This window comes from Chryseobacterium sp. GW821-FHT04C04, assembly GCF_059420365.1.
In genome coordinates this window covers 412,629-437,538 of record NZ_JBWKTO010000003.1, presented here as the reverse complement: position 1 = coordinate 437,538, position 24,910 = coordinate 412,629, and the positions used below count along the sequence as shown (strand labels likewise).

The 24,910-nt window shown below is 37.5% G+C and carries 20 protein-coding genes; 7 read left to right on the top strand and 13 right to left on the bottom strand.

Features of this window, described 5'->3' with window-relative positions; translation table 11 throughout:
* Positions 1–121: 121 nt before the first annotated feature.
* The 6 genes from AC07UM_RS11810 to AC07UM_RS11785 are packed head-to-tail and all read right to left on the bottom strand — an operon-like array spanning position 122 to position 8,513.
* Positions 122–1,453: a quinol:cytochrome C oxidoreductase gene (locus AC07UM_RS11810; RefSeq protein WP_494683324.1), complete on the bottom strand. Its 1,332-nt coding sequence runs from the start codon at positions 1,451–1,453 to the stop codon at positions 122–124.
* An 8-nt stretch (positions 1,454–1,461) separates the two neighbouring features.
* Positions 1,462–2,133, bottom strand: coding sequence for a c-type cytochrome (locus tag AC07UM_RS11805; RefSeq protein WP_494683325.1), 672 nt, complete (start codon positions 2,131–2,133; stop codon positions 1,462–1,464).
* Between the two features lies 1 nt (position 2,134).
* Complete coding sequence (locus AC07UM_RS11800; protein WP_047398786.1) at positions 2,135–2,656, bottom strand: DUF3341 domain-containing protein; 522 nt, start codon at positions 2,654–2,656, stop codon at positions 2,135–2,137.
* Positions 2,643–4,040 (bottom strand): NrfD/PsrC family molybdoenzyme membrane anchor subunit, encoded by a 1,398-nt coding sequence (nrfD, locus tag AC07UM_RS11795; RefSeq protein ID WP_047380200.1) that lies wholly within the window; start codon positions 4,038–4,040, stop codon positions 2,643–2,645. The genes AC07UM_RS11800 and nrfD overlap by 14 nt, the downstream gene beginning before the upstream one ends.
* 25 nt (positions 4,041–4,065) lie before the next feature.
* Positions 4,066–7,131 (bottom strand): TAT-variant-translocated molybdopterin oxidoreductase, encoded by a 3,066-nt coding sequence (locus tag AC07UM_RS11790; RefSeq protein WP_494683326.1) that lies wholly within the window; start codon positions 7,129–7,131, stop codon positions 4,066–4,068.
* A gap of 23 nt (positions 7,132–7,154) precedes the next feature.
* Positions 7,155–8,513 carry a c-type cytochrome gene (locus AC07UM_RS11785; RefSeq protein ID WP_124532654.1) on the bottom strand — a complete coding sequence of 453 codons (1,359 nt, stop codon included), beginning with the start codon at positions 8,511–8,513 and terminating at the stop codon, positions 7,155–7,157.
* Between the two features lie 184 nt (positions 8,514–8,697).
* Here AC07UM_RS11785 and AC07UM_RS11780 point away from each other — a divergent pair, with 184 nt between their 5' ends.
* A complete protein-coding gene (locus tag AC07UM_RS11780) occupies positions 8,698–9,255 on the top strand; it encodes an SPOR domain-containing protein (RefSeq protein ID WP_494683327.1) in 558 nt (185 codons plus the stop codon).
* Positions 9,256–9,306: 51 nt separating this feature from the next.
* Here the strand turns inward: AC07UM_RS11780 and AC07UM_RS11775 are convergent, their stop codons facing one another.
* The 6 genes from AC07UM_RS11775 to AC07UM_RS11750 form a co-directional block, all read right to left on the bottom strand.
* Entirely contained in the window at positions 9,307–10,584 is a 1,278-nt protein-coding gene (locus AC07UM_RS11775) for a DUF6080 domain-containing protein (protein WP_494683328.1), read from the bottom strand.
* A gap of 74 nt (positions 10,585–10,658) precedes the next feature.
* The gene (locus AC07UM_RS11770; RefSeq protein WP_494683329.1) at positions 10,659–11,522 is read right to left on the bottom strand and encodes a T9SS type A sorting domain-containing protein; all 864 of its coding nucleotides are present in this window, start codon (positions 11,520–11,522) and stop codon (positions 10,659–10,661) included.
* Positions 11,523–11,604: 82 nt separating this feature from the next.
* The gene (locus AC07UM_RS11765) at positions 11,605–13,146 is read right to left on the bottom strand and encodes a protein adenylyltransferase SelO (RefSeq protein ID WP_494683330.1); all 1,542 of its coding nucleotides are present in this window, start codon (positions 13,144–13,146) and stop codon (positions 11,605–11,607) included.
* 75 nt (positions 13,147–13,221) lie between these two features.
* Complete coding sequence (locus AC07UM_RS11760; RefSeq protein WP_494683331.1) at positions 13,222–15,600, bottom strand: transglycosylase domain-containing protein; 2,379 nt, start codon at positions 15,598–15,600, stop codon at positions 13,222–13,224.
* A 6-nt stretch (positions 15,601–15,606) separates the two neighbouring features.
* The gene (locus AC07UM_RS11755) at positions 15,607–16,071 is read right to left on the bottom strand and encodes a gliding motility lipoprotein GldH (RefSeq protein ID WP_103232300.1); all 465 of its coding nucleotides are present in this window, start codon (positions 16,069–16,071) and stop codon (positions 15,607–15,609) included.
* A complete protein-coding gene (locus tag AC07UM_RS11750) occupies positions 16,064–17,461 on the bottom strand; it encodes a PSP1 domain-containing protein (protein WP_494683332.1) in 1,398 nt (465 codons plus the stop codon). Before AC07UM_RS11750 ends, AC07UM_RS11755 begins: the two co-directional genes overlap by 8 nt.
* Positions 17,462–17,930: 469 nt before the next feature.
* Here AC07UM_RS11750 and AC07UM_RS11745 point away from each other — a divergent pair, with 469 nt between their 5' ends.
* The 5 genes from AC07UM_RS11745 to AC07UM_RS11725 all read left to right on the top strand — a co-directional run bounded on the left by AC07UM_RS11745 (position 17,931) and on the right by AC07UM_RS11725 (position 23,848).
* Positions 17,931–19,169 (top strand): OmpP1/FadL family transporter, encoded by a 1,239-nt coding sequence (locus AC07UM_RS11745; RefSeq protein WP_494683333.1) that lies wholly within the window; start codon positions 17,931–17,933, stop codon positions 19,167–19,169.
* Positions 19,170–19,181: 12 nt separating this feature from the next.
* The gene (locus AC07UM_RS11740) at positions 19,182–20,645 is read left to right on the top strand and encodes a G-D-S-L family lipolytic protein (protein ID WP_494683334.1); all 1,464 of its coding nucleotides are present in this window, start codon (positions 19,182–19,184) and stop codon (positions 20,643–20,645) included.
* A gap of 85 nt (positions 20,646–20,730) precedes the next feature.
* Positions 20,731–21,669, top strand: a complete 939-nt coding sequence (locus AC07UM_RS11735; protein WP_494683335.1) for a ribose-phosphate pyrophosphokinase — start codon at positions 20,731–20,733, stop codon at positions 21,667–21,669.
* Positions 21,670–21,724: 55 nt separating this feature from the next.
* Positions 21,725–22,369, top strand: a complete 645-nt coding sequence (locus tag AC07UM_RS11730) for a 50S ribosomal protein L25/general stress protein Ctc (RefSeq protein ID WP_124532638.1) — start codon at positions 21,725–21,727, stop codon at positions 22,367–22,369.
* A gap of 258 nt (positions 22,370–22,627) precedes the next feature.
* Positions 22,628–23,848: an aminotransferase class V-fold PLP-dependent enzyme gene (locus AC07UM_RS11725; protein ID WP_494683336.1), complete on the top strand. Its 1,221-nt coding sequence runs from the start codon at positions 22,628–22,630 to the stop codon at positions 23,846–23,848.
* Positions 23,849–23,903: 55 nt separating this feature from the next.
* Here AC07UM_RS11725 and AC07UM_RS11720 read toward each other — a convergent pair whose 3' ends face one another.
* Entirely contained in the window at positions 23,904–24,029 is a 126-nt protein-coding gene (locus AC07UM_RS11720; RefSeq protein ID WP_103235433.1) for a GNAT family acetyltransferase, read from the bottom strand.
* Positions 24,030–24,249: 220 nt separating this feature from the next.
* Between AC07UM_RS11720 and AC07UM_RS11715 the strand changes: the two genes are divergently transcribed.
* Complete coding sequence (locus AC07UM_RS11715) at positions 24,250–24,882, top strand: NAD(P)H-dependent oxidoreductase (protein WP_494683337.1); 633 nt, start codon at positions 24,250–24,252, stop codon at positions 24,880–24,882.
* Positions 24,883–24,910: the final 28 nt, after the last annotated feature.

The window sequence follows — 24,910 nt, the reverse complement described above, 5'->3', positions numbered from 1 at the left end:
GTTAATCATCTCATTATAGAGACGCAAAAAGTTCAGAATAGTTGCCTGGTGATTAATATGCAAAAAAAAAGACTGATTGTTTAACAATCAGTCTTTTATAATTTTATTTTGTTACAAGTCCTTAGAAAGGATACTCATAAATTTCAGATTCGTGTAGGTAAGGGTTCCCTGTAGGGATCAACTTCAGTTTAGATAAAGCTGAAAGTACAGTAAACATAAACAATCCTCCAACAAATAATACAGCTCCAACAATTAATAAGAACACTTCAGGAGTTTTCCAGTATGGCCCTACCGTTCCTGGCATCACCATGTTGAAGTAATCTAGAAGGTGTCCTAAGATAACTACTACAGCCATTGTGGTAACTACTTTATAGTTTCTCTTGATGCTGCTGCTCACTAGTACCAATAATGGTAATAAGAAGTTTACAATCAGCATTGGTAAGAATGTAGTACCATAGTGCTGGAATCTTCCGAAGAAGTAATTTACCTCTTCCGGAACGTTTGCATACCAGTATAACATGAACTGTGCAAACCATGTATATGTCCAAAGCATACTTGTTGCGAAAAGGAAAACTCCTAAATCGTGTAAGTGGTTGTCATTGAACTGTGGTAAGAAACCATTTTTCTTAAGATAAACACTTAATAGAATGATTACAGCGATACCACTTGAAAGGCAGCTAACCATTGAATACCAGATATACATTGTAGAATACCAGTGAGGGTCAATAGACATCAACCAGTCCCATGCCCAAGCTGCAGAAGCAAATCCGAAGAATGCGATATATCCTACTGCCCATCTGTAAAGGAATTGATATTCAACTTTAGATTTAGTCTCATCTACTTTTTTAGACTGAGCTTTCAGTTTCCATGCGAAGAAAGAAGCACCTGCTACATAAATGATGGTTCTGATAGCATAGAAAGGAATATTTAAGAATCTTTTCTTTTCGAATAAGATCACATCAAAATGCGGAGAATCCGGGTTTGTCAATTCAGGGTCCATCCAGTGGAATAAATGACCATTATGAGTGATGTTTAAGATCATCATGATAATCAAGATAGCCCCTCCATAAGGAATATAAGAAGCGATGGCTTCCATTACTCTTGTGATGATAATCGGCCATCCTGCGTGAGCTGCGTGCTGAATACAGTAGAAAAACAGTACAGCGCAACTTACTCCAAAGAAAAAGACAGCTACAAAGTGCAGCGATGCCAATGGCTGGTTGTGAACCTGAAGCTCAGTATGCTCTAAATGAGCTGCGTGATCCTGAGGTCCTACCATTTCACTTGAGTGTGTAGGAGCGTCGTGACCTGAAGCATGAACAGCTTCCATCATTTGTTCTATTTTCTCAGTAGAAATTCCTTTGTTCAAAAAGAAACCAATACCGAAAAGAACTAAACCTACAACAAGAAGTATTATAGAAGTTGATTTTAATTTTGGTGAAAAACTATACATTTCTTTTCTTATTTTTTAGTTTCGGTAGTCGTTTCAGTTTTTGCTGCTGCCGGTGCTGCTGCTCCTTTTTTGAAAGCACTCATCACATACATTGCTACTCTCCATCTGTCTCCTGCGTTCAATTGTCCCGCATAAGATCCCATTGCATTTCTACCGTTTGTTAATACATAATGAACAGATCCTACAGTAATTTCTCTGTCAGCATAGTTTGGCACTCCGGAGAATGCTCCACTTTGTACGATAGGTCCTTGTCCATCACCTCCTGTTCCGTGACATGCAGCACAAGTATGATCGAACAATACTTTTCCTCTTTCAATATCCTTAGCAGCATTTGCTGGGTTTAAAGGAGAAGCAGTCAGCTTTTTAGAAGCATCATATCCTGCGTTGTACTCGTCAACATTCTTTGGTAATAAGCTTTCTTCAAAAACTCCGTCTTTATTCTGAGGAACTGATCCTTCTACGGGAGAAAGACCTGTTGCTCCATTATTTTTAACAAAAGCGGGAATTTCATTTTCATGATCTGAATAAGCATCCTGCGCTTTCATCAATGGATCATAAGCTACCGGAAAATACATATCCGGGAAGTATACCAGTGGTGTATTTTCTTTTGGACCGCAAGAGTTAAGTAAAACTGTTGTTAAACCTAAAACTGCTGTAATTTTTAATACATTCTTTTTCATTTTAAGCGTCTTTAACAGTTATTTCTTCAACTCCAGTTTCAATAAGCAACTGCTTTACAGATTCTACATCTTCAGTTACAAATTCCATCATGAATTTATCATCAGTAGTTCTTGGATCTGGGTTCTGAGCTGGAGCCCCTGGATACATTTTGTTTCTAACTAAGAAAGTTAAAGACATCATGTGAGCAGCACAGAATACCATTAATTCAAACATAGGAACTACGAATGCAGGCATATTGTGAGCCCAGTCAAAAGCTGGTTTACCACCAATATTCTGAGGCCAGTCATGATTCATTACATACCAGGTAACCGTAGCACCGATAGTAACACCATAAAGAGCATAGAAGAAAGCAGCATCAGAAATTCTAGTTTTCTTTAACCCTAAAGCTTTGTCTAGTCCGTGAACCGGAAACGGAGTGTAAACCTCGTTTATTGCGATTCCTTTATCGTTGAATGCTTTAACGCCGTTCATTAAATCGTCGTCGTCAGCATAAAGTCCGTATACAATTTTAGTGGTGCTCATCTCCTTCTTTTGCTTTATAAGTTTCACCTGAAATTTTCAGAATCGATTTTAATTCAGCCTGTGCAATTACAGGGAATGTTCTTGCGTATAGTAAGAATAATACAGAGAAGAATCCGATTGTTCCTAAATATACACCCACATCAATGATCGTTGGCTTAAACATAGTCCAAGATCCTGGTAAGTAATCTCTCGAAAGGTTGATAACGATGATATCAAAACGTTCAAACCACATACCGATGTTGATGATTAATGCAACAATGAATGTCCAGATAATGTTCGTTCTAAGTCTTTTGAACCAGAATGAAGCAGGAACAACAAGGTTACAGATGATCAATGACCAGAATGCCCACCAGTAAGGTCCTACAGCAGCACCTGGAGAAAGATATGTGAAATCTTCAAATCTAGATCCTGAGTACCATCCGATGAAATATTCAGTAGCATAAGCTACGGTTACCATACCACCTGTAAGAACGATTACGATGTTCATAATTTCGATATGATACATGGTGATATATTCTTCTAAGTGACATACTTTTCTAGCAATCAGCAATAGAGTCTGTACCATTGCGAATCCTGAGAAGATCGCACCAGCTACGAAGTAAGGAGGGTAGATTGTAGAGTGCCATCCTTTAATAACTGAAGTTGCGAAGTCAAAAGATACGGTTGTGTGTACTGAGAATACAAGCGGAGTTGCCAAACCTGCAAGAACCAAAGAAAGCTCTTCGAATCTCTGCCAGTGTTTTGCTTTACCACCCCAACCGAATGCTAGGAATGTATAGATTTTCTTCGTCCAAGGAGTTTTAGCTCTATCTCTGATCATTGCAAAGTCAGGGATTAGTCCCATGAACCAGAATACAGTTGATACTGAGAAATACGTAGAGATCGCAAATACGTCCCAAAGTAGAGGAGAGTTGAAGTTCCCCCAAAGAGAACCGAATTGGTTTGGTAAAGGGAATACCCAGTATCCAACCCAAACTCTACCCATGTGAATTACAGGGAAGATTGCTGCCTGTACAACCGCAAAGATCGTCATCGCCTCTGCAGATCTGTTTACAGACATTCTCCATCTCTGTCTAAATAATAATAATACTGCTGAGATTAAGGTTCCGGCGTGACCGATACCTACCCACCATACAAAGTTGGTGATATCCCAACCCCAGTTAATAGTTCTGTTAAGCCCCCATGCTCCAATACCTGTCCCGATAGTATAAGCGATACAGCCGAATCCATAGAGAAAGAGAACTAACGCAGCATATAATGAGATCCACCATAATTTACCTGCTCTTTCTTCGATAGGTCGTGCAATATCTTCTGTGATATCGTGATAAGTTTTGTGACCAATAATTAGAGGTTCCCTTATCGGAGCTTCGTAATGTCCTGACATTTTTTACCTATTTATTATTTAAACTTTATTTTTCTACTCTGTTTCTTACTTTAGTATGATAGAACACGTTTGGTTTTGTTCCGATCTCCTCTAGTAAATAATATCTTCTGTTGCTAGAATACAATTCTCTAACTTCAGACTCTTTATCATTCATGTCTCCGAAAGTCATTGCTCCAGTAGAACAAGCAGCAGCACAAGCACAAGAGTTCTTGAACTCAGTATCTGTTACTTTTCTGTTCTCTCTCTTAGCTGCTAAAATAGTAGCCTGAGTTTCTTGGATACACATTGAACATTTCTCCATTACCCCTCTAGTTCTTACAACTACGTCTGGGTTAAGTACCATTCTTCCTAAATCGTTGTTCATGTTGAAATCGAACTTATCGTTTAGGTTATACGTAAACCAGTTGAAACGTCTTACTTTGTACGGACAGTTGTTTGCACAATATCTTGTACCGATACATCTGTTGTAAGCCATATGGTTTTGACCTTGCTTACCGTGTGAAGTAGCCGCTACCGGACATACCGTTTCACAAGGAGCGTGGTTACAGTGCTGACACATTACTGGTTGGAAGATTACATCCGGATTGTCTGCAGGGTGGTTTAGTGCACCTCCGTCTCCGAAAGCAGTACCATACAATTCTGGTACAGCCATTCCTTCTTTCAATCCTTCGTATACTTCTACTTTCTGTCTTGAAGAATAGTAACGGTCAATTCTTAACCAATACATATCTCTAGACATTCTTACCTCTTCTTTACCTACTACAGGAACGTTGTTTTCAGCCTGACAAGCAATTACACATGCTCCACAACCTGTACAAGAGTTCAAGTCGATCGATAAGTTGAAGTGAGGTCCATCTGTATCATCGAAAGCATCCCAAAGGTCAATTTTTCTTGCCGGAAGAGCTCCACTAATTGTGTGGTATTCCAAAGGCTTGTTCCATCCTTTGTGCTCATCATCGAAAGCTACGTTTACAAAATCAGCCAAAGGAACTTCCTTAGCAATCTCATAACGTCCCATCAATGTATTTTGAAGCTGGATCCCTGCAAATTCGTGGTCTTCTCCTGTTTTTTCAATTTTAACACCTGAAACAACAAGATTAGAACCGTCAAATAAAGGATAAGCGTTTACCCCTGTATCTGCAGTTGCTCCTGAGTTTTTCTTACCATAACCAAGCGCAAGACCTACAGATCCTTCTGCCTGACCAGGTTGAATAAATACAGGAACATCTTTTATTGTTACTCCGTTTACAGTAAGGTTTACAATAGAACCATCCAACTGCATTCTCGCGTTAAGATCGTTATCAATTGCAAATTTCTCTGCATCTTTAGGAGAAATTGTTAAGTAGTTATCCCAAGACATTCTTGTCAATGGATCTGGTAACTCCTGCAACCAAGGGTTGTTTGACTGTGTACCATCTCCCATTGAAGTCTTAGTATATAATACCAATTCTAATTCAGAAGCTTTGAAGTTTCCTAGTTCAGCAACAGCTTGAGCAGCGTTTCCACCCGCATAAGCTAATGTTGTTGCATTATTAGAAGTAGTAATACCGTTGTACAATGCTTTGTTGAAAGAAGTAGCACCTAAGATAGAAGCTGAACTTGCTTTTAAATAATCATAATAATTATTTGCTGCATTGTTTTTACCGTTCTTCCAAACCAATAGAGATTCTTCAATCTGTCTTGATTTGTAGATCTTCTGGATCGTAGGCTGCATTAATGAATATACTCCAGTCTGTGGTTCAATATCTCCCCAAGACTCTAGCCAGTTTGCTACTGGAATTACAGCTTTCGCTGCTTTGTACATTTCATTTTTCTTATCAGCTACAGCAATAACATAAGAAACTTTTGATAAAGATTTTTTGAAATCTTCACCTTTTGGATGAGAGTAGATAGGGTCTACGTTGTTTGCGATTAATACGCCAACCTGACCTGCATTTACCCATCCTAAGAATTCCTGGTATCTTGCTTTATCAAATTCTTTAAGGAAGTTTGCTTTACCTGTGAAAGCTACTGATCCTAATTTTTGGTTGATTAAGTGTGCTAAAACCTGTGCTCCTTTAGAACCGTCAGCTAAAACAACAGCTTTGCTTCCTTTTGCTTTAAGTTCGTTAGCAATTTCAGTTGCAGTCTTATCAGTAGTACCGCCACCTACAATTGCGTTGTAAACTTCAACTAAAGTTTTGTTTACAGCACTTGGTTTTAATCTATATCTTGAGTCAGCGTTCGCTCCAGTTAATGACATGTTAGATTCCACTTGGATGTGTCTCAACATGTTTGCACCTGGCTTTCTAGCTGCTGCATAAGATGTTTCTAAGCTTGAAGCATTATAATCCCCTAAGAAATCAGCATGGAAAGAAACTACGAGTTCAGAACCTTTAAGGTCATAAACAGGCAATGCTCTCTGTCCGAATACTTCCTGAGCAGCATCTAGAGCCGCAGAATAAGGGAAAGCATCATAAGTTACTAATTCTGCTGTAGGATATTTAGACTTAAACTCAGCAAATAGCTTTTTGAAAGTAGGTGAAGCAAAAGAGTGTGATAAAAGCACAATCTTTTTACCTGACGCTTTAGCTTCTTCTAGACCTTTAAGAACAAAACTGTCTACTTTATCGAAAGTTTCGTCTTTACCGTCTAGTTTAGGCTGCTTTACTTTATCATTATCATAAAGAGAAAGTACACTTGCCTGAGCTCTTGCGTTTGTTTTTCCTAAATCACCAGCTGCTGGGTTTGGATCAATTTTGATAGGTCTACCTTCACGGGTTTTTACTAAAACACTAGCGAAATCGAAACCGTCAAAATATGTTGATGCGTAATAGTTGGGAACCCCTGGAATAATATCATGTGGTTTTACCACGTAAGGGATTGTTTTGATTACCGGAGCTTCGCAGGCAGCTAATGTTACTGCTGCTGTAGAGAATCCTAATAATTTAAGGAAATCTCTTCTTGAAGTACTTGATCCGTTTTGTTCAGCATCTCCAAGGAAATCTTCTACCGGAATTTCTTCCTGAAACTCTTTAAGAGCCAGCTTACCATTTAAAGCTGGGTCTTTAAGTTCATGAATACTTCTGAATTGTATTTTGTTTGAAGCCATTTATACTTCTAATTTTTTAGTTATTAATAATGACATTTACCACACTCAAGACCTCCAATTGCATCTACAGTGATCTTACCTCCATCTTGTGGATATTGTTTTTTCAACTTGTCATGTAGATTTTTGAAGTACTCTTTATTATAACCGTTGTTCATATCAACCTCAGTCGTTCTGTGACATTCAATACACCATCCCATAGTAAAGTCATTAGCCATCTGAACAACATTCATTGTATCAATCTTACCGTGACAAGCTTTACATACAACGTCAATTTTGTTGTTAGGATTCTTTTTGTTGAAAGAATTGATGATCGCTTGTTCACCTGCTACTACGTGCTGAGAGTGGTTGAAGTATACGAAATCTGGCATGTTGTGGATTCTTGTCCATTCAACCGGCTGTGTTTTCCCTGTATACTGTTGTTTTGCAGGATCCCAACCTGTTGCAGCATAGATCTTCTGGATTTCTCCGTCATAGAAAGCCTTATCTTTTCCTGGCTCCATGTAGTGATCTTTGTTGTATTCAGAAATTGTTCTGTGACAGTTCATACAAACGTTCATAGAAGGAATCTCAGATACTTTTCCGTATTTAGCACTAGAGTGACATAATTGACAGTCAATTTTCTGTTCTCCAGCGTGAATCTTGTGAGAGAAGTAGATAGGCTGTTCAGGTTTGTACCCTTTATAAACCCCGATCCACATTAACCAGTTCCATACTCCATAAGCTGCTAAAATAGCCAGAATAGCTAATAAGCCCTTACCAATAAAGTGGAACTTCTCATACATTTCACTGAACGAACGAACTCTTGTTTCGTTGAGTCCTGCTAATTCTTCAGACTGACCTAAAGTTACCAATTGTCTTAGTTTAACTAAGATCCAAACCAGTAAACCAGCGATCGCTAAAAGTGAAATGATTACTACGTTTGTAGTAGTTTTGTCTGCGGGAGCTGCCGCAGCAGCGTCAGTTGCAGTTGTTGCTTCCGGCTTTTTCTCTTCCGGAGCAGGAGGATTAGTCGTGAAAGCTAAAATGTCGTCAATATCCTTATCTGTAAGATTTGGAAAGACCTGCATTTCAGTCTTGTTAAACTTTTCAAAAATCTCATTGGCGTATTTATCCCCAGAAGCTCTAAGAGCTTTGTTGTCTTTGATCCACTTGTGAAGCCAATCTTTGTCTACACCACCTTCTGTCTTTACTCGTTCCACAACCCCCTTCAATGGTGGTCCAACAACTTGTTTGTCCAGCGCGTGACATGCAGTACAATTCGCTTTGAAAAGTTTCTCTCCGTTTTTAGGATCGCCGTCTTGCCCGTAAAATGAAGCACTGGTTGATAACAATAAACCTATTGCAATCAACGTTTTTTTATAATGCTTTCTCCAACTAATCATTTAAATTATCTTATGTTAGTAAATTATTGAACATTCAATCAATTCCGCAAAAATAATATTTTTAACAGGAATTTAACGGTATATCGAAAAGGGAAAATATCATTTACGTTTAATTTGTATTGATTCTAAATAACTAGTTTGGTATAGTTTTTTAATTTGTATAAATTTGCGCAAACAAGTTTAAATGAGAAATTTGATTAAAATATTTTCGATATTATCATTGTTTTGGTTTTATAATATTGAAGCACAGCAGGTTGTTAAGAGGGATACTCTTTCAGGGACAGAGCTTGTCATGACAATGGATTCCAAAATAAATGCAGCTTTGGAAGGAATTGAAGGGAAGTGTTCTAAAGTTGTCACAAATAATTCTACTAAAGATTTTACGAATATTGATAGTGGAATTTCTACGGGGACTATTACGAAGCCTCCCAAAATTTATATTCCAAGCAGGGAACTTACCAATGCTGAAATTTGTAAAAAAAATCCAAGAATTTTAGGATTTAAAATTCAAATTACAACAGTAAAAAGTAATGAAGAAGCCAACGAAGTGAAGTCTTATTTCAGAAAAAGATTTCCTAATCTGAAAGTTGAAACGGATGCTTCTTTAAGACCAAATTATAAAATTTTGGCGGGAAGTTATTTCACTAAGCAAAGTGCTGCGGGAGATCTTTCAAAAATAAGAGAGTACTTCAAATCTGCAGTACCAGTACAGTACAGGATTTTCTGTGCAGAAGCAAAATAGGAGAAATTCTTTTTAAAATAAACAAAAAGCCGAGAAATTTTCTCGGCTTTTTTATTGGTAATAAGTTTCCATAAACCAGAAAAATTCTGACATTCTAAATAGATTATTGGCCAGAAGATAAACAAACAATATGGCTGCTGTCCATGTTAAAAATGATAGTATTTTTGGTGATGATCTGTATGCATAAAAAAGCCATCCTATGAGAAGAGGATATACAAAAACAAAGTGTCCTCCGTAGATGTATGATGTATGAAGTCCGAATCTCATAACACAATGAATGACAATGTCAACAATGAATGAAAGAGTAATAATCTGAACCCATTTATTTTTAAAGTTTTTAAAATAACTCCAACTTATAAGGGCTAATAATACCGCTATAAAAAGGTAAGGGAGAACAGAAGAATAAAGATCCATATAAAGGCCCTTGAAATGGAATCCCTTCATATTATGTTTATCTGAAAGAATGAATCCTGGGAAGAGAATATTGCCTCCGAAAAAGAATGAGCTGATCATATCCCATGTTGGCATTGATTCTACATTGGAAAACTTTTCATACTGCTGGTTTGTTTTAGAAAAGATAGTCTGGTATTTGAAATCTATTCTGTTCAAATAAAGGAGTATAAAGCAAATGGTGGCTATAGCTACTCTGAATACAGCGTTTCCGAATTTTTTCCAGTCTCTGAAAAGATTTTTTTCAAAAAGAAGGGGGATGAAAACCTTTACAAAATTGGTAATGGTAAGCCCTCCAATGGTAATTCCTGCAAGAGAAAGAGCTGCAGCAGGTGTTTTTTCTTCTTTCCTTAGTTTTATCGCCGCATAATGATTGTATAAGGATAATAAAAATAAGGTATAGGTGAAATTTTCCGGAGTAAAGGATAGGATGATATTTGTTGAAAATGTTCCAAAGAATAGAATAATCAAAACATTTAACCATAGTGGAAGAGAGATGATATTCTTTAAGTATTTAAAAACCTGTATGATATTCAAGCTGATAATGATGTTGCTAAGCCATGCGAGGGTGAGTCTGAAGTTCACGTCCATTTTCCCACCTGAAATGAATAATGAAAATTCTCTTACCCAGTTGAAAAAGTAATAGGATAGTGGATGTCTTTCAAAGCTTCCTCCGGTCATAAGGATAGATTTGTTATCAAAGCTAAAATAAGCATCCCACGGTATTCTGCTGTCAAATATGATTCTGTAATGAATAGCAATATAGGAACCTAAAATTCCATAGCAGGTAATGAAAAACAGGAAAACAGCCAGCTCGGTATAGGTGGAAGGAAAAACGAGTTTAAGGAAACTGATGATTTTTGTTTTGATAAAAGACACGTGTCAAATTTTTTGCAAAAGTAAAATAAAAAACCACCAAAATTGGTGGTTGTATAAAGATTGTATAAACGTTGTTATTGTTTAATGACTTTTTCTGTGGTAGAAGTTCCATCTGAGAAATCTACTTTCAACAGATAGGTTCCTTTTGGAAGTGAAGAAATATCTGTATTTCCGGAATCGCCCGCCTTAATGGTTTTTCCTGACATATCGATCACGGATGTTGATTTGATTTTTTTATCAGACTTAATATTGACTTCTCCTTTTGAAGGATTAGGATAAACAGAAAGATTATTGGCCTTTGTTTTTGAGATCTCATTGGTGCCAAGAACTCCGTTGGCAACAACCAGAACATCATCAATTGAAACGGCATCAGCATCATTTGCAACATATTGGAACCTTACTTTTACATTGGCTTGCCCAATATAGGTGCTAAGACTTTTCTGTACAATAACAGTGTTGTAAAGGTCGGTGTCTATATTTCCGTCACCATCGTCGGTAAAAGCGGGCTCACTGTCTTCATTCCATAGAGTAGTCCAGTTGGTTCCTCCATCTGTTGAGATTTGTGCTACCAGGTTACCTTTGTTCAAGCTTATCATATATCCCCAGCCTACTTTTACTTTGAAGCTGAAGATGGGGCTTGCTGCTCCGACTAAGCTGAATGTCGGACTTACAAGATTGGCTGTATTGGCTCCGGTGACCCAGTCAATAGTAGCAGAATTATTTCCAGCAATGGTAAATCTTGTTTTCAATTCAAGAGAAGGGGCGGAAGTCCCTGAAAAAACAGTGCCGGTTAAATCCCAGGCTCTTGATGCGTTTGTATTGGACCTTGCCCATCCTATTGGAGGGAATGTCGCTCCTTCGAAACTTTCCGAAAGTAACGTTTGGGCGTTGCTGTAAAAGCATGATGCCAATGCTAGAGAAAATACAATTTTTTTCATATTAAAGATTTTTCTAAATTTAGTAAAAATATTTAATATGTTGAAAACATACTAGATAATTGTATTTTTTGTTGTTAATTTTTTAAGAACTACATGAAAGTGTAGAACATCCTGCAGTGTCATCATAGCCAGATGGTCTTTTGACGGAGAACTTAGGATATACTTCCTGATATGGAGATTCTAATGCTTGGGTGAGTTTTTCAAGCATTTCTTTTTTACCATTACTGATCTCTTCAATGCATTCATAAAGGAGGTAGTTTCTAAGAATAAACTTGGGGTTTGTTTTTTTCATCATCGTTAAAGAATCTCCTCTTGAAATAGAGTTTAAACTTAATCTTGCTTCGTAACTCTTTGTAAAGCTGATAAGTTTTAAAAGTTTTTCTTCATTAATGGGAGCATAAGAAACATCTTTGAAATGTTCTTTTATATTAGTATCCGGAGTTATTGTTTCCAGTTGGGTGAAAAACAAGGTGTAGTCTAGCTGAAGTTCTTGCATTAATCCCTGCCAATTGGTGAAGAATTCTTCATCCTCTTTTTGAAGTTGATCAAATCCAAATTTTTTACAAAGCATTTGATCATGGGCTTCCCAGAAATAGGTTCCAAAACTATTCAAGGTGTCTTCTAGAAATTTTTCATCTTTAATTAATGGATGAAGGGCGTTGGCAAGCTGCCAGAGATTCCACTGAGCAATCTGCCCCTGTTTTCCGAATGCATATCTTCTGCCGGGAAGATCGGTTGTATTGGGCGTGAAATTCAAATCATATTCATCCATCATAGAATAAGGTCCGTAATCAATCGTTAATCCGAGAATAGACATATTATCAGTATTCATAACTCCGTGTACAAATCCCACTCTGAACCATTCCACGATCATTTCGGCAGTCCGGGTGCATATCCTTTCAAAAAAGTCTCTGTATTTCTGACTGTCGGTAGATGTAACCTCCGGAAAATAGTTTTCAATGGTAAAATCGGCAAGATCCTGTAAGGTATTATATTCTCTTTGGGCAGACATCAATTCAAAATGTCCAAAGCGTATAAAGCTTTCAGCTGTTCTGATGACCGCAGCGCCTTTTTCAAGTTGCGGATTTCCGCTATACATGATATCGCGCATCACATCTTCTCCTGTAAATGCCAGGCTGAGTGCTCTGGTGGTAGGTACTCCTAAATGATACATAGCTTCGCTCATCAGGTATTCCCGTACTGAAGATCTTAGTACGGCTCTTCCGTCAGCATGTCTGGAGTAGGGAGTGGCACCTGCGCCCTTCCATTGAATTTCGGTTTTTTTGCCGGCATTATCGGTGATTTCACCTGCAAGGATGGCTCTTCCGTCTCCAAGTTGACCTGCCCAATTTCCAAACTGATGTCCTGCATAGGCTGTGGCATAGGTTTGAACGTTTTCAGGAAGGCTGCTTCCTACCAGGAAATTCAGGTCTTTATCTTCAAATTTCCCCAATCCTATTTCTTCTGATAAAGCTTCATTAAAAGCAATCAGTTCAGGTTTGTCAAAGCCAGCAGGTTTAGTGGTGGCGAATAAAACCTTTGGAGTATTTCTCTGCATAGAATTGTTGGAGAAATCACCAGGGAATTTCTCAATAAAAGGCTGTCTGATACGTTCGATATTCATGCTTCAAAGGTATTAATTATAAAAGAAAAGACCTTCCAAATAATTGAAAGGTCTTGTGTATTTCTAAAAGAGAATTTATTTATTGAAATCTACTTCATCATTAGAATGAAGGTTTTCATTGACGTTGTCCTCTTTCTTTTCTGTAGGTTTTTTAGGGGTAGGATCTGCCGGTCTTGGATTTTTGATCTCATCGATGGTCTGAAGACTTCCATCATCTCCATATCCTCCGCTTAAGCCTTTAAGGTTTGAGCAGCCGTCTTTCCAGTCTGAAGGTTTGACAAATTTATCGTCAGGAGTTATTCCTAAACTCTTATCTGCCCATACTTTCTTCATGAAGATTGCCCAGATCGGTAATGCCATTTTTGCACCCTGACCTTCACCTGTACCGAAGAAGTGAGTGGCTCTGTCTTCCCATCCAACCCATGCTCCGGTTGCTAATTTTGGAGTGATTCCCATAAACCATCCATCGGAGTTGTTCTGAGTTGTACCTGTTTTAGCAGCAATTTCTACCGCTTTTGAGATTCCTCTTCTTCCTAATTCTCCAGAAGCCGTTCCGTACTGTGCTACACCTTTCATCAGTTCAATCATGGTGTAAGCATACATCGGGTTCATTACTTCTTTTGGTTCCACGTTTACTTCCTTAATTACTCTACCATTGGCATCTTCAATTCTCCAGATCATTTCCGGTTTGTTGTGGTTACCATAGTTGGCAAAAGTACTATAAGCTCCCAGCATCTCGTAAATTGTAATGTCTGATGAACCTAGAGCGATTGTATTGTTTCTCGGAATATCTTCTGTTACTCCCAGATCTCTTGCGGTCTGGATTACAGCGTCTACTCCCGTCATTTCAATAAGTCTTGCAGCAACAGGGTTTTGAGAGTGGGCTAATGCATCTTTTAAAGTAAGCATTCCTCCTCTTCCCGGGACATGCCATCCATTATGATCATAAGTTCCGTTAGAAACAGCTGAACAAGGAGTCATTCCCAGTTTCATAATAGCAGTGGCATATACGAAAGGCTTGAAGGTAGATCCTACCTGTCTCTTACCTTGCTTGATGTGGTCATATTGGAAGTGCTGCCAGTCTATACCCCCTACCCACGCCTTGATCTCTCCTGTTCCGGGAACCATAGACATAAGGCCGGCCTGTGCAATTTGTTTGTGGTATCTGATAGAATCCCAAGGAGACATTTCTACCTCTTCTTCGCCATTCCATGTGAATCTTGAAGTTTTGATAGGTTTCTTGAACTCCATCATAATAGAGTCTTCAGGCATACCGTCAGCTTTTAAAAGCTTATATCGGCCAGTTCTTTTCATGGCCTGAAGCATCACGCTTTGGATTTGTTTATCGTTCAGATAATAGAAAGGTCTGTTTTTTCTTCCTCTCTGTTCTGCATCAAATCTCTTCTGAAGATCAGTTAAGTGTTCCTTGATAGATTCTTCCGCATACTTTTGCATTTTAGAATCAAGGGTTACATATATTTTTAAACCGTCTTTATAAAGGTTAAGCTTCTTACCGGTTTCTTTTTCATTAGCTTCAAGATATTTGTCAATCTCTTTTCTCAGATAAAACTTGTAATAAGCAGAATATCCGTCAGTAATGCTTTTAATAGGGTGGAAGTCTACTTCGACCGGAGTGTTGGCTGCCTTTTCATAAGTAGCAGCATCAATGTATCCGGTTTTCTGCATCTGATCCAATACAACATTCCTTCTTTCTTTTGCCTTTTCAGGATATCTGTAAGGGTTGTTTTTTCTTGGGTTTTCAAGCATTGCTACAAATGTTGCAGCTTCAGGTAATGTAAGTTCCGAAGTTTTTTTGTTAAAATAAACTCTGGAAGCCATTTCAATACCGTTAGCATTGAAAAGGAAATCAAATTTATTGAAATAAAGAGTGATGATCTCTTCTTTCGTATATCTTTTCTCAAGACTTACTGCTACAACCCATTCTTTTAATTTCTGGAATCCTCTTTCAAATTTGTTCTGAGAAGCGTTCCCGGTAAAAAGAAGTTTTGCAAGCTGTTGGGTAATGGTAGAACCACCACCACGTCCACCACCATAGGCTACAGCTCTGGCAACGGAATATAAGTCGATTCCTGAATGTTCTTTGAAACGTTCATCTTCTTTAGCCTGAAGAGCATAAATAAGATAAGGAGGAAGATCCTTATAAACGATAGGCTGTGTTTTTTCTTTTTCAAATTTACCTAAAGTGACTCCGTCTGAAGAAATAATTTCAGAAGCGACAAAGATATCTGGGTTCTCCAGTTCTTTTACATCAGGCATTTCCCCAACGAATCCTTGGGAAACCGCAAAGAAAAGCCCCGAAATTCCCAGCACTACTGCAATGAGTCCAATCCAAATAAATGAAACCCATTTTCTCCAGGAGGTATCTTTCTTTTTTTTGGGAGGCAGAGGAAATGTTTTCCCCTTATTTCCTGCATTTTTTTTGTTTTCTTCCATTTATGGTTACGGTTTAGCCGTTTCTATTTTTACCCCAATATCCTCAATTCCCGGAAGGTTATCATTTCTCATCGCCTGAGTCAAGCCGATTTCATATTTTCCTTTTCCCGGAAATTTATAATTTAATTTATACTGAAACAATGTTTCCTTTGTATCACCAAAGCCTGTACCAAGCCATTCTCCGTTTGGTTTTGCCAATACATAATTCAAGGTGTCGGTTTCCTTTTTTTTGTTCTGGAGATTGGTGAAATTTACAATGAACCTTATATTGCTGTAAGGATAACTATTGTTGTTTCTTACGACAAATATAATATTTTTAGGATTCTGCGGATCTGAAATTTCAAGATTAAATTTTTGCTCACTTTTCTTATTCCATTTACTATCAACGGAATTCATGATAACATCCCCTCCTGAGGAAGAGTTACAGCTAAAGAAAAGGATAAGGGAAAATAATCCTAAAATTTTACGCATCTTTATCTTTTTTTGGGGGAAATTTCTTTTTGAATTTCTTCTTGTTCGGATTGTTTTGTGGCTTATTGTCAGCATCAGAATTGCCTTCTACTTTTTCTACAGGTCCTTTTTGCTGTGGATGTTGTTTTTGTGGTTTAGGCTGGTTTCCGGACTGAGCATTTGGATTTTCGGCTTTATCAGATCTTTCCGGTCTTTCTTGTCTCTCCGGTCTGTTTCTTTTTTGCCCTTGTCCTTGTCCTGACGGTGCCTGCTGATTGTTATTTTGCTTATTCTGGTTGTTTCTGTTCCTGTTTCCTCTGTTCTTTTTCTCAAAACGATCCACATTATTTTCCTGGATCAGGTCAATATTGTGAGTAGAAGGTTCCGGCTGTTTCAGGTCTTCCAGAGGAAGTATTCTTTCTCCTCTTTTATTTTTTGCAATCAGTTTTTTTACAAGATCAATGTCAAAATCGTACCATGCCATAGAGCTATCTACATAGGCAAACCACATTTTCTTTTTGAAAACATCAATTTTGATACAGAATGCTTTTCCCTTCTCTGTCTCCAGCATTGTTGAAGAAGATGGGAAGTTGCTCAAGGCATCCAAATAACTGTCAAGCTCATAGTTAAGACAGCATTTCAGCTTTCCACATTGCCCGGCTAGCTTTTGAGGATTAATACTCAATTGCTGATATCTTGCAACATTGGTGTTTACAGATCTGAAATCTGTAAGCCATGTAGAGCAGCAAAGTTCACGTCCACAAGATCCTATTCCACCTACTTTAGCCGCTTCCTGTCTGAAACCGATTTGTTTCATATCGATTTTAGTTCGGAAAGTTCCAGCGTAATCTTTGATTAGCTGTCTGAAGTCTATTCGGTTATCAGCTGTGTAATAAAAAGTGATCTTTGAAGAATCACCTTGATATTCCACATCAGTGACTTTCATTTCAAGGTTTAATCTTTGAGCAATTTTTCTTGCCTCAAGTTTTACACCCTCTTCTTTTTTTCTTGCTTCCTGCCACACCTCAAGATCCTTTTGGTTGGCTTGTCTGTATATTTTGAGTGCAGATTCTTCAGAAAATTTTTTCTTTTTCATCTGAATCTTTACTAGTTCTCCTGTAAGGCTTACAACACCTACATCGTGTCCCGGACTTGATTCTACTGTAATTACGCTACCTATATGTAAAGGAATATTATTTACATTCTTATAAAACGATTTCCTGTCATTTTTAAATCTAACTTCCACAAAATCACACCTGTTCGGTGCCGGATTGTTGATGTCAGAAAGCCAGTCAAAAACACTTAATTTATAACTATTCCCGCAGGTATTTACACTTTCACAGCCACTTGCAGTTTTTTTAGGACCACAAGAATGTGCAGAATCGCCGGATGTTTTACATCCACAACTCATATATTACTATTATTTATAATCTGCAAATTTATGTATTTTTATCTTTATGCAATTCTAAAATACTTAAATAACCTGAATTCGGTATAAAACATTTATGTATTTTAAATCAGAATAAGAGCTCGAAATTAAAATTAAGGATGTCATAGAGGGGATAAAAGGGTAAGATTTAAAAAAAATAATATCTTTTATTTGACTCCTTTTTTTAATTAACATTTATTATCATTTGCCCTCCCACTTTATTTTTTTGAAGTAAGATTATTTAATAGTTAAACAATTGTTTAATATTAAACGGGTTAATTTTAATTATTTTATAATGTACTTAAGTATTTAATAATTAAAATATTGTATTGTCTTTATTTCAATGTGTTATTTTAAACATAGTTTTCTTTTAAGATATTGTTTAAAATATTAGGAAATATTAACAGACGTATTCAAAATAATTTTATATTTGAATTATATATAATAGTCTATGAAAAAAATATTAGTATCAACTGCTTTATTGGCGGGAGTTCTATCTTACGCAGGAGGCTTCAGAGTTTCCCTGCAAGGGGTGAAACAATTGGCAATGGCGCATACTAGTGCTCATGCCGAAGACGCGAGTGTGACATTCTTTAACCCTGCGGGTATGTCATTTATCCCTTCCAAACTGAGTGTAGTGGCTGGAGGGTTTGCTGCAAGTAACAAGGTTACTTTTCAAAACTTCAATACTTTACAAAGTACAGAAACAGATAACCCTGTAGGAACTCCTTTCTATGCTGCGATTACTTATAGACCAATAGAAAAACTAACAGTGGGTCTTAGTGTTACAACACCTTTTGGAAGCACAATTAAGTGGCCAGAAAACTGGGAAGGTAGAGAATTGGTTCAGAAACTAGAACTGAAAAGTTTCTACTTCCAGCCGATGGTTTCTGTGAAACTTGCCCCTTGGGTATCTTTTGGTGCAAGTTATATTTATGCAAAAGGAGTTGTAGATTGGGATAAAGCTGTAACACAATTCGGTGGGCAGGTGAATATCAATGATAAAAAAGCAAGCGGACATGGATATGGTTTCGGTTTTTATTTCAGACCTGATCCAAAATTAGACGTGAGTATTGCTTACCGCTCAGCAATAGATATGAAAGCTAAGAACGGTACTGCAACATTCCAGTTCCCGTCTCAATCTATTTACACACAGTTGAAACTGAATGCAGCAGGACAGGATGGTTTCTCCGCAACTCTTCCTCTTGTTGAAGAATATACAATTGGTTTAACATATAGAGTAACACCGAAATGGCAGGTTTCTGCAGACTTTAACTATCATGGATGGGAAAGATACAGCAAACTTACTTTAGATTTCGAGAATGCACCTATCGGAAATAATCCATCAGATCCGACTATTCTTACCAATCCTAAGAACTTCAAAAACTCCAAAACATTTAGATTAGGGACTCAATATGCCTTCACCAATATGATTTACGGACGTTTGGGAGCTTATTATGATGAAGCGCCTTATACTACAGATAACTTTATTCCGGAAACCCCTTCATATGATACTTACGTTGTAACAGGAGGGATAGGCATTAAATTGAAGCAGTTCGGAATTGATATCGCAGGAGGATATGCAATGCCTCAATACAGAAATGTAAATAACGCTAGTCTAGGTTTCTATGGACAATCAAAAGCAACAGCGTTCTACTTGGGTCTAGGTTTATCTTATAATCCTTTTTAATTTTAGAAGACTATGAAAAAAATTATAATATCGACAATTGCAGTTTCTGCACTTCTTTTTACAGTAACAAGCTGTAATACGGATTTCGATACGGATGTGAAAGATATCCAGGTAACAAAAGGAGATGCCGACTTCTCAAAATATATTTCTTTAGGAAACTCATTAACTGCTGGTTATAGAGACGGAGCTCTTTATAGCAGCGGGCAGAATGAATCTTACCCAAGCATGATTGCAGCACAAATGCAATTGGCTGGTGGTGGTGCTTTTAAACAGCCTATGATGCCTAATGATATCGGAGGATTTACCAATCTATTTAACCCGACAACCGGAGATTTTGCAGGTAAATATGTATTAAGTGTTGTTAACGGTGCTTTAACTCCAGGTCCAACAGCTCCTGGTGGAGCATTGGATAATGTCTCTTCAGGTGGTCCTTACCAGAATATGGGAGTTCCAGGGGCAAGAGTAGCTCATTTAATAGCACCAGGATATGGAAATCCAGCTGGATTAACAGCTACACCAGCTACAGCTAATCCCTATTTTGTAAGATTTGCATCAACAACAACAGCTTCTGTATTAGAAGATGCGCTGAAGCAGGATCCTACCTTTGTTTCTTTATGGATTGGAAATAATGATGTTTTATTATATGCAACTTCAGGAGGTGCTGATCCCAATATTCCAATTACACCGGTAGATGGTGCTGTAGGAGTAGGATTCAGCAATACCTATGCTTATTTAGTGGATAAATTATTCCCTGCTGGAACAAAAAGAAAAGGAATTCTTGCGAATATTCCAACAGTTACCAATGTACCTTATTTTACAAGAGTTCCTGCAATGCCATTAACTGGATTAACAGATGCTCAGGTAACTCAGTTGAATACAGGATATGGTCAGTATAATGCAGGATTACTTCAGGCTAAAACCCTGGGAGCGATCAACGATGCTGAATATCAAAGAAGATTAATTAAATTCACTGCAGGAGCTGCAGTTAACGGAGCGGTTATTGTAGATAAAGATCTTTCAACAGTTCCGGGACTTCCAAAATACAGACAGACTACAGCTAAAGATTTAATTCTTTTGCCGGCAAGTAAAGTTCTTACTCCACAAGCGGGTGGCGGGACTTCAGTTCCTTTAGAGGATAAGCTTGTCCTTACAGAAGCTGAGACTGCAAAAGTAATTGCTGCAACCACTGGTTATAACAATGCTATTAAAAAGGCTGCTTCGGATAAAGGAATTGCTTTCGTAGATATGGATGCTAAAATGCAGGAGTTGAATTCCAAATCAGGAATTGTGTGGGATGGTGTGAAATATACAGCAACATTCGTTACAGGAGGAGCTTTCTCTTTAGATGGAGTACACCTTACAGGACGTGGTTACGGTATTGTAGCTAATGAATTTATCAAAACTATTAATGCAAAATATGGTTCTACACTTCCACAGGTAGATCCGAACAAATATTCAGGAGTTAAATTCCCTTAATTATTGATAAAATAAAAACTTAGAAACCACAAGAGTAATTCTTGTGGTTTTTTTTTAAATTTGCAAAATCTTTTAAAAAGTAAAAATGGCCGATCAGTTAAGTTATCTATTTTGTACAAGAACCAGCAGGGACTTGGCAGAGAAAATTGCCCAGAATTATGGGAAAGAATTAGGAAAAATCAACTTTCAGGAGTTCAGCGACGGGGAATTTGAGCCTGTTTTGGACGAATCTGTAAGAGGAGGAAGAGTTTTCCTAATCGGATCTACATTCCCTCCTGCAGACAATCTTTTGGAGCTTCTTCTAATGATTGATGCAGCGAAAAGAGCTTCTGCAAAGAGCATTACCGTTGTAATTCCTTACTTCGGACTTGCCAGACAGGACAGAAAAGACAAACCAAGAGCGCCGATCGGTGCTAAGTTAGTTGCCAACCTTCTTACAGCAGCGGGAGCAACAAGAGTGATGACAATGGATCTTCACGCAGATCAGATTCAAGGATTCTTCGAAATTCCGGTAGATCACCTGTATGCTTCAAGTATTTTTGTAGATTATATCAGATCATTGAATCTTGATAATCTTACCATTGCTTCTCCGGATATGGGAGGTGCAAAAAGAGCTAAAAACTATGCAGGCCACTTAGGTGCTGAAGTAGTAATTGCTTATAAGGAAAGAAAAAAAGCAAACGTTGTAGAGGAAATGTTCCTTATCGGAGATGTGAAAGGTAAAAATGTAATCCTTATCGATGACATGATTGATACTGCAGGTACGCTTTGTAAAGCAGCAGAAATCTTAATTGAAAAAGGAGCAAAAACAGTAAGAGCAATGGCCACTCACGGAGTGCTTTCAGGAAAGGCTTACAATAATATTGAGAACTCAAAACTCTTGGAAGTTATTGTAACTGACTCAATTCCTGTTAAAAATAATTTGTCATCTAAAATAAAAGTGCTATCTTGCGCCCCATTATTTGCAGATGTTATGACAATGGTTCATGAGCACAAATCAATTAGCAGTAAGTTTGTTATTTAATTGATTTTAAGCGAATTGCAAATTATAATTAGAACAATTTTTTAAATTTTTATAAATGAAATCTATTACAATTCAAGGTACAAAAAGAGAAAGCGTGGGCAAAAAGTCTACAAAAGCTTTACGTGATGCTGAATTAGTTCCTTGTGTTGTTTATGGAGGTGGTGCACCATTGAACTTCTCTGCTGAAGAGAGAGCTTTCAAAGGGTTAGTATACACTCCTGAAGCACACACGGTATCTATTGAAGTTGATGGTCAAACAATTCCAGCAGTTCTTCAAGATATTCAGTTTCACCCAATCACGGACAAAATTCTTCACGCAGACTTCTACCAATTATCTGACGATAAGCCAGTTGTTATGGAAGTTCCAGTAAGACTTGTTGGACGTTCTAAAGGTGTTGTAGCTGGTGGTGTTTTACGTCAGTCTTTCAGAAAGCTAAAAGTAAAAGCTATTCCTGCTAACTTGCCAGATGAAGTCGTTGTAGACGTTACTCCATTAAGAATCGGTAACAAACTTTACATCGGTAGCATCAAAACAGTAGGATATTCTTTCGTTCACCCTGACAATGCAGTAGTAGTTGCTGTTAAGATGTCTAGAAATGCAATGAAAGGTGGTGCAGCTGCAATGGATGATGAAGATGAAGAAGAAGTTGCAACTGAAGAAGGTGCAGCTCCTGAAGCAGCAGAATCTGCAGCAGAATAAGAATTGCTTATTTAAACAATATAAGAACCCGTCAATTTTTGACGGGTTTTTTATTTGGGTTGTTGAAAGATAAATAAGTGAATTTTTACTTTTATCCTTCCCGTCTTCCTTTATCTCATCGTTTTTCTCCGCCTCAAATCATCGAATATTTCTATCAACTGACAACTATCAGCATGCAGCCCCATGCCTTCTTTCAGAAAAAAAACCGTAAATTTGAAGTGTTCTAAATAAGGACGTTTTAATTTAAAAAATAAATAAATGTTTGACATTCAGGAAATAAGAAGTCAGTTTTCTATATTGAACAGAGAAGTGAATGGTAAGCCTTTGGTTTATCTGGATAATGCAGCTACATCTCAAAAGCCAAATTCAGTTTTGGATGTCTGTCACACATATTATACAGAACTTAATGCTAATGTTCACAGAGGGATTCATACCCTGAGCCAGCTGGCAACAGAAGAAATGGAACTTTCAAGAAGAAAGATCCAGAAATTCATTAATGCTGAGCATGATTTTGAAGTGATTTTTACAAAAGGAACAACAGAAGGGCTGAACCTTATCGCTTATATTTTAACTCAGAAACTGCAGAAAGATGATGAGATCATTATTTCATATCTTGAGCACCATTCTAATATTGTTCCTTGGCAGATGCTTTGTGAAAGAACAGGAGCAAAACTTCGTGTAATTCCAATTGATGAAAACGGAATTCTTCAGATGGATCATTTTGACCAGCTTTTAAGTGAAAAAACAAAGATTGTTTCTGTAAACCAGGTTTCCAACGCGTTGGGAATTGTGAACCCTATTGAAGAAATTATTGCAAAGACAAGAAAGAATACAGACGCTTATATTGTGATTGACGGTGCCCAGTCTGCGCCGCATTTCAATATTGATGTTCAGAAGATGGATTGTGATTTCTTTGTATTCTCAGGTCATAAAATGTATGCTCCGATGGGAACGGGTATTTTATATGGAAAACGTGAGATACTAGAAGACCTACCGCCTTTCCATGGAGGAGGGGAGATGATTGCAACATGTTCTTTCGAAGGAACTACGTATGCAGGTCTTCCATTTAAATATGAAGCAGGAACACCGAATGTGGGAGGAAATATTGCTTTAGGTGCTGCTGTTGATTTTATGAATAATGTAGGCCATGCTAATATTCAGAATCACGAGAATGCTTTATTGGAATATGCCCAGAAGCAGCTTTTGGAAATAGAAGGTATTAAAATTTATGGTGAAAAAGCAAATAGAACAGGGGTGGTTTCCTTTAATCTGGAAGGAGTAGGGATTGCGTCTGATGTAGGAATGATCCTTGATAAAATGGGTATTGCGGTAAGAACAGGACACCACTGTACACAGCCTATTATGAACTTCTTTAATATTGCAGGGACGGTAAGAGCCAGCTTTGCTGTTTATAATACTTTCGAGGAAATTGATAGTCTGGTAGAAGGAGTTAAGAAGGCACAAAGAATGTTGAGCTAATTATACAATATTCATTATTATATAAATTAAAAAGCAGCTTAATAGCTGCTTTTTTCTATTCCCATGGAATACAATGGCATCGGCCATTAATAATAACCTGATAATATCCAATGGCGCATTCAAGGCAGATCTCTCCTCCAGCCATAATGCTTTTCATTTTGTCTTTGTTTAATTTTTTCATATTCAATGATTTAAAATGTTAATGGTGACATGAAGATAATTAAAAATATTACGGGAAAACGAATAAATCTTCCAAATTTTGGAGGGTTTATTCGTTTGATTCATGGAATATTCCAAACCAGGCTGTAAATAATAGACTTTGACAATCTCTGAGATAGGAATTTTTATATCTGCTCGTCTTTCTTCTTGGAGTAATTTTGCCTTAGTCTAAATTTAATTTAATGGAATTAATAGAAAAACTGAACTGGAGATTTGCAACCAAAGCAATGAACGGTCAAAAAGTACCACAGGAAAAAGTGGATAAAATATTAGAAGCTGCAAGACTGGCGCCAACATCCAGCGGGCTTCAGCCTTTTGAAATCATTGTGATCACTAATCAGGAGGTAAAAGAGCAAATTAAGCCTCATGCATGGAATCAGCCACAGGTTACAGACTGTTCGCATCTTTTGGTATTTGCTGCCTGGGATAATTATACAGAAGAAAGAATCAACAGTATGTTTGATCTTACCAACGAGATCAGGGGCTTTAAAAATGAAGGTTGGGAAAACTACAGACAAATGCTGTTGGGAACGTATCCTCAAAGATCTGCTGAAGAAAACTTTACCCATGCTGCAAAACAGGCTTATATTTCCTTCGGGGCTGCTATTATCGCAGCTGCTTTTGAAGAAGTGGATTCTACACCCATGGAAGGATTTTCACCTGATGCAGTAGATGAAGTGCTAAACTTAAAAGAAAAAGGGTTGAAAAGTGTTTTGTTGTTGCCAATCGGGTACAGAAATACGGAGTCAGACTGGTTAGTAAATCTTACGAAAGTGAGAAAGCCTAAAGAAGCTTTTATTACCGAAGTGAATTAATAACTCATTTTTTCTTATAAAAAATCCC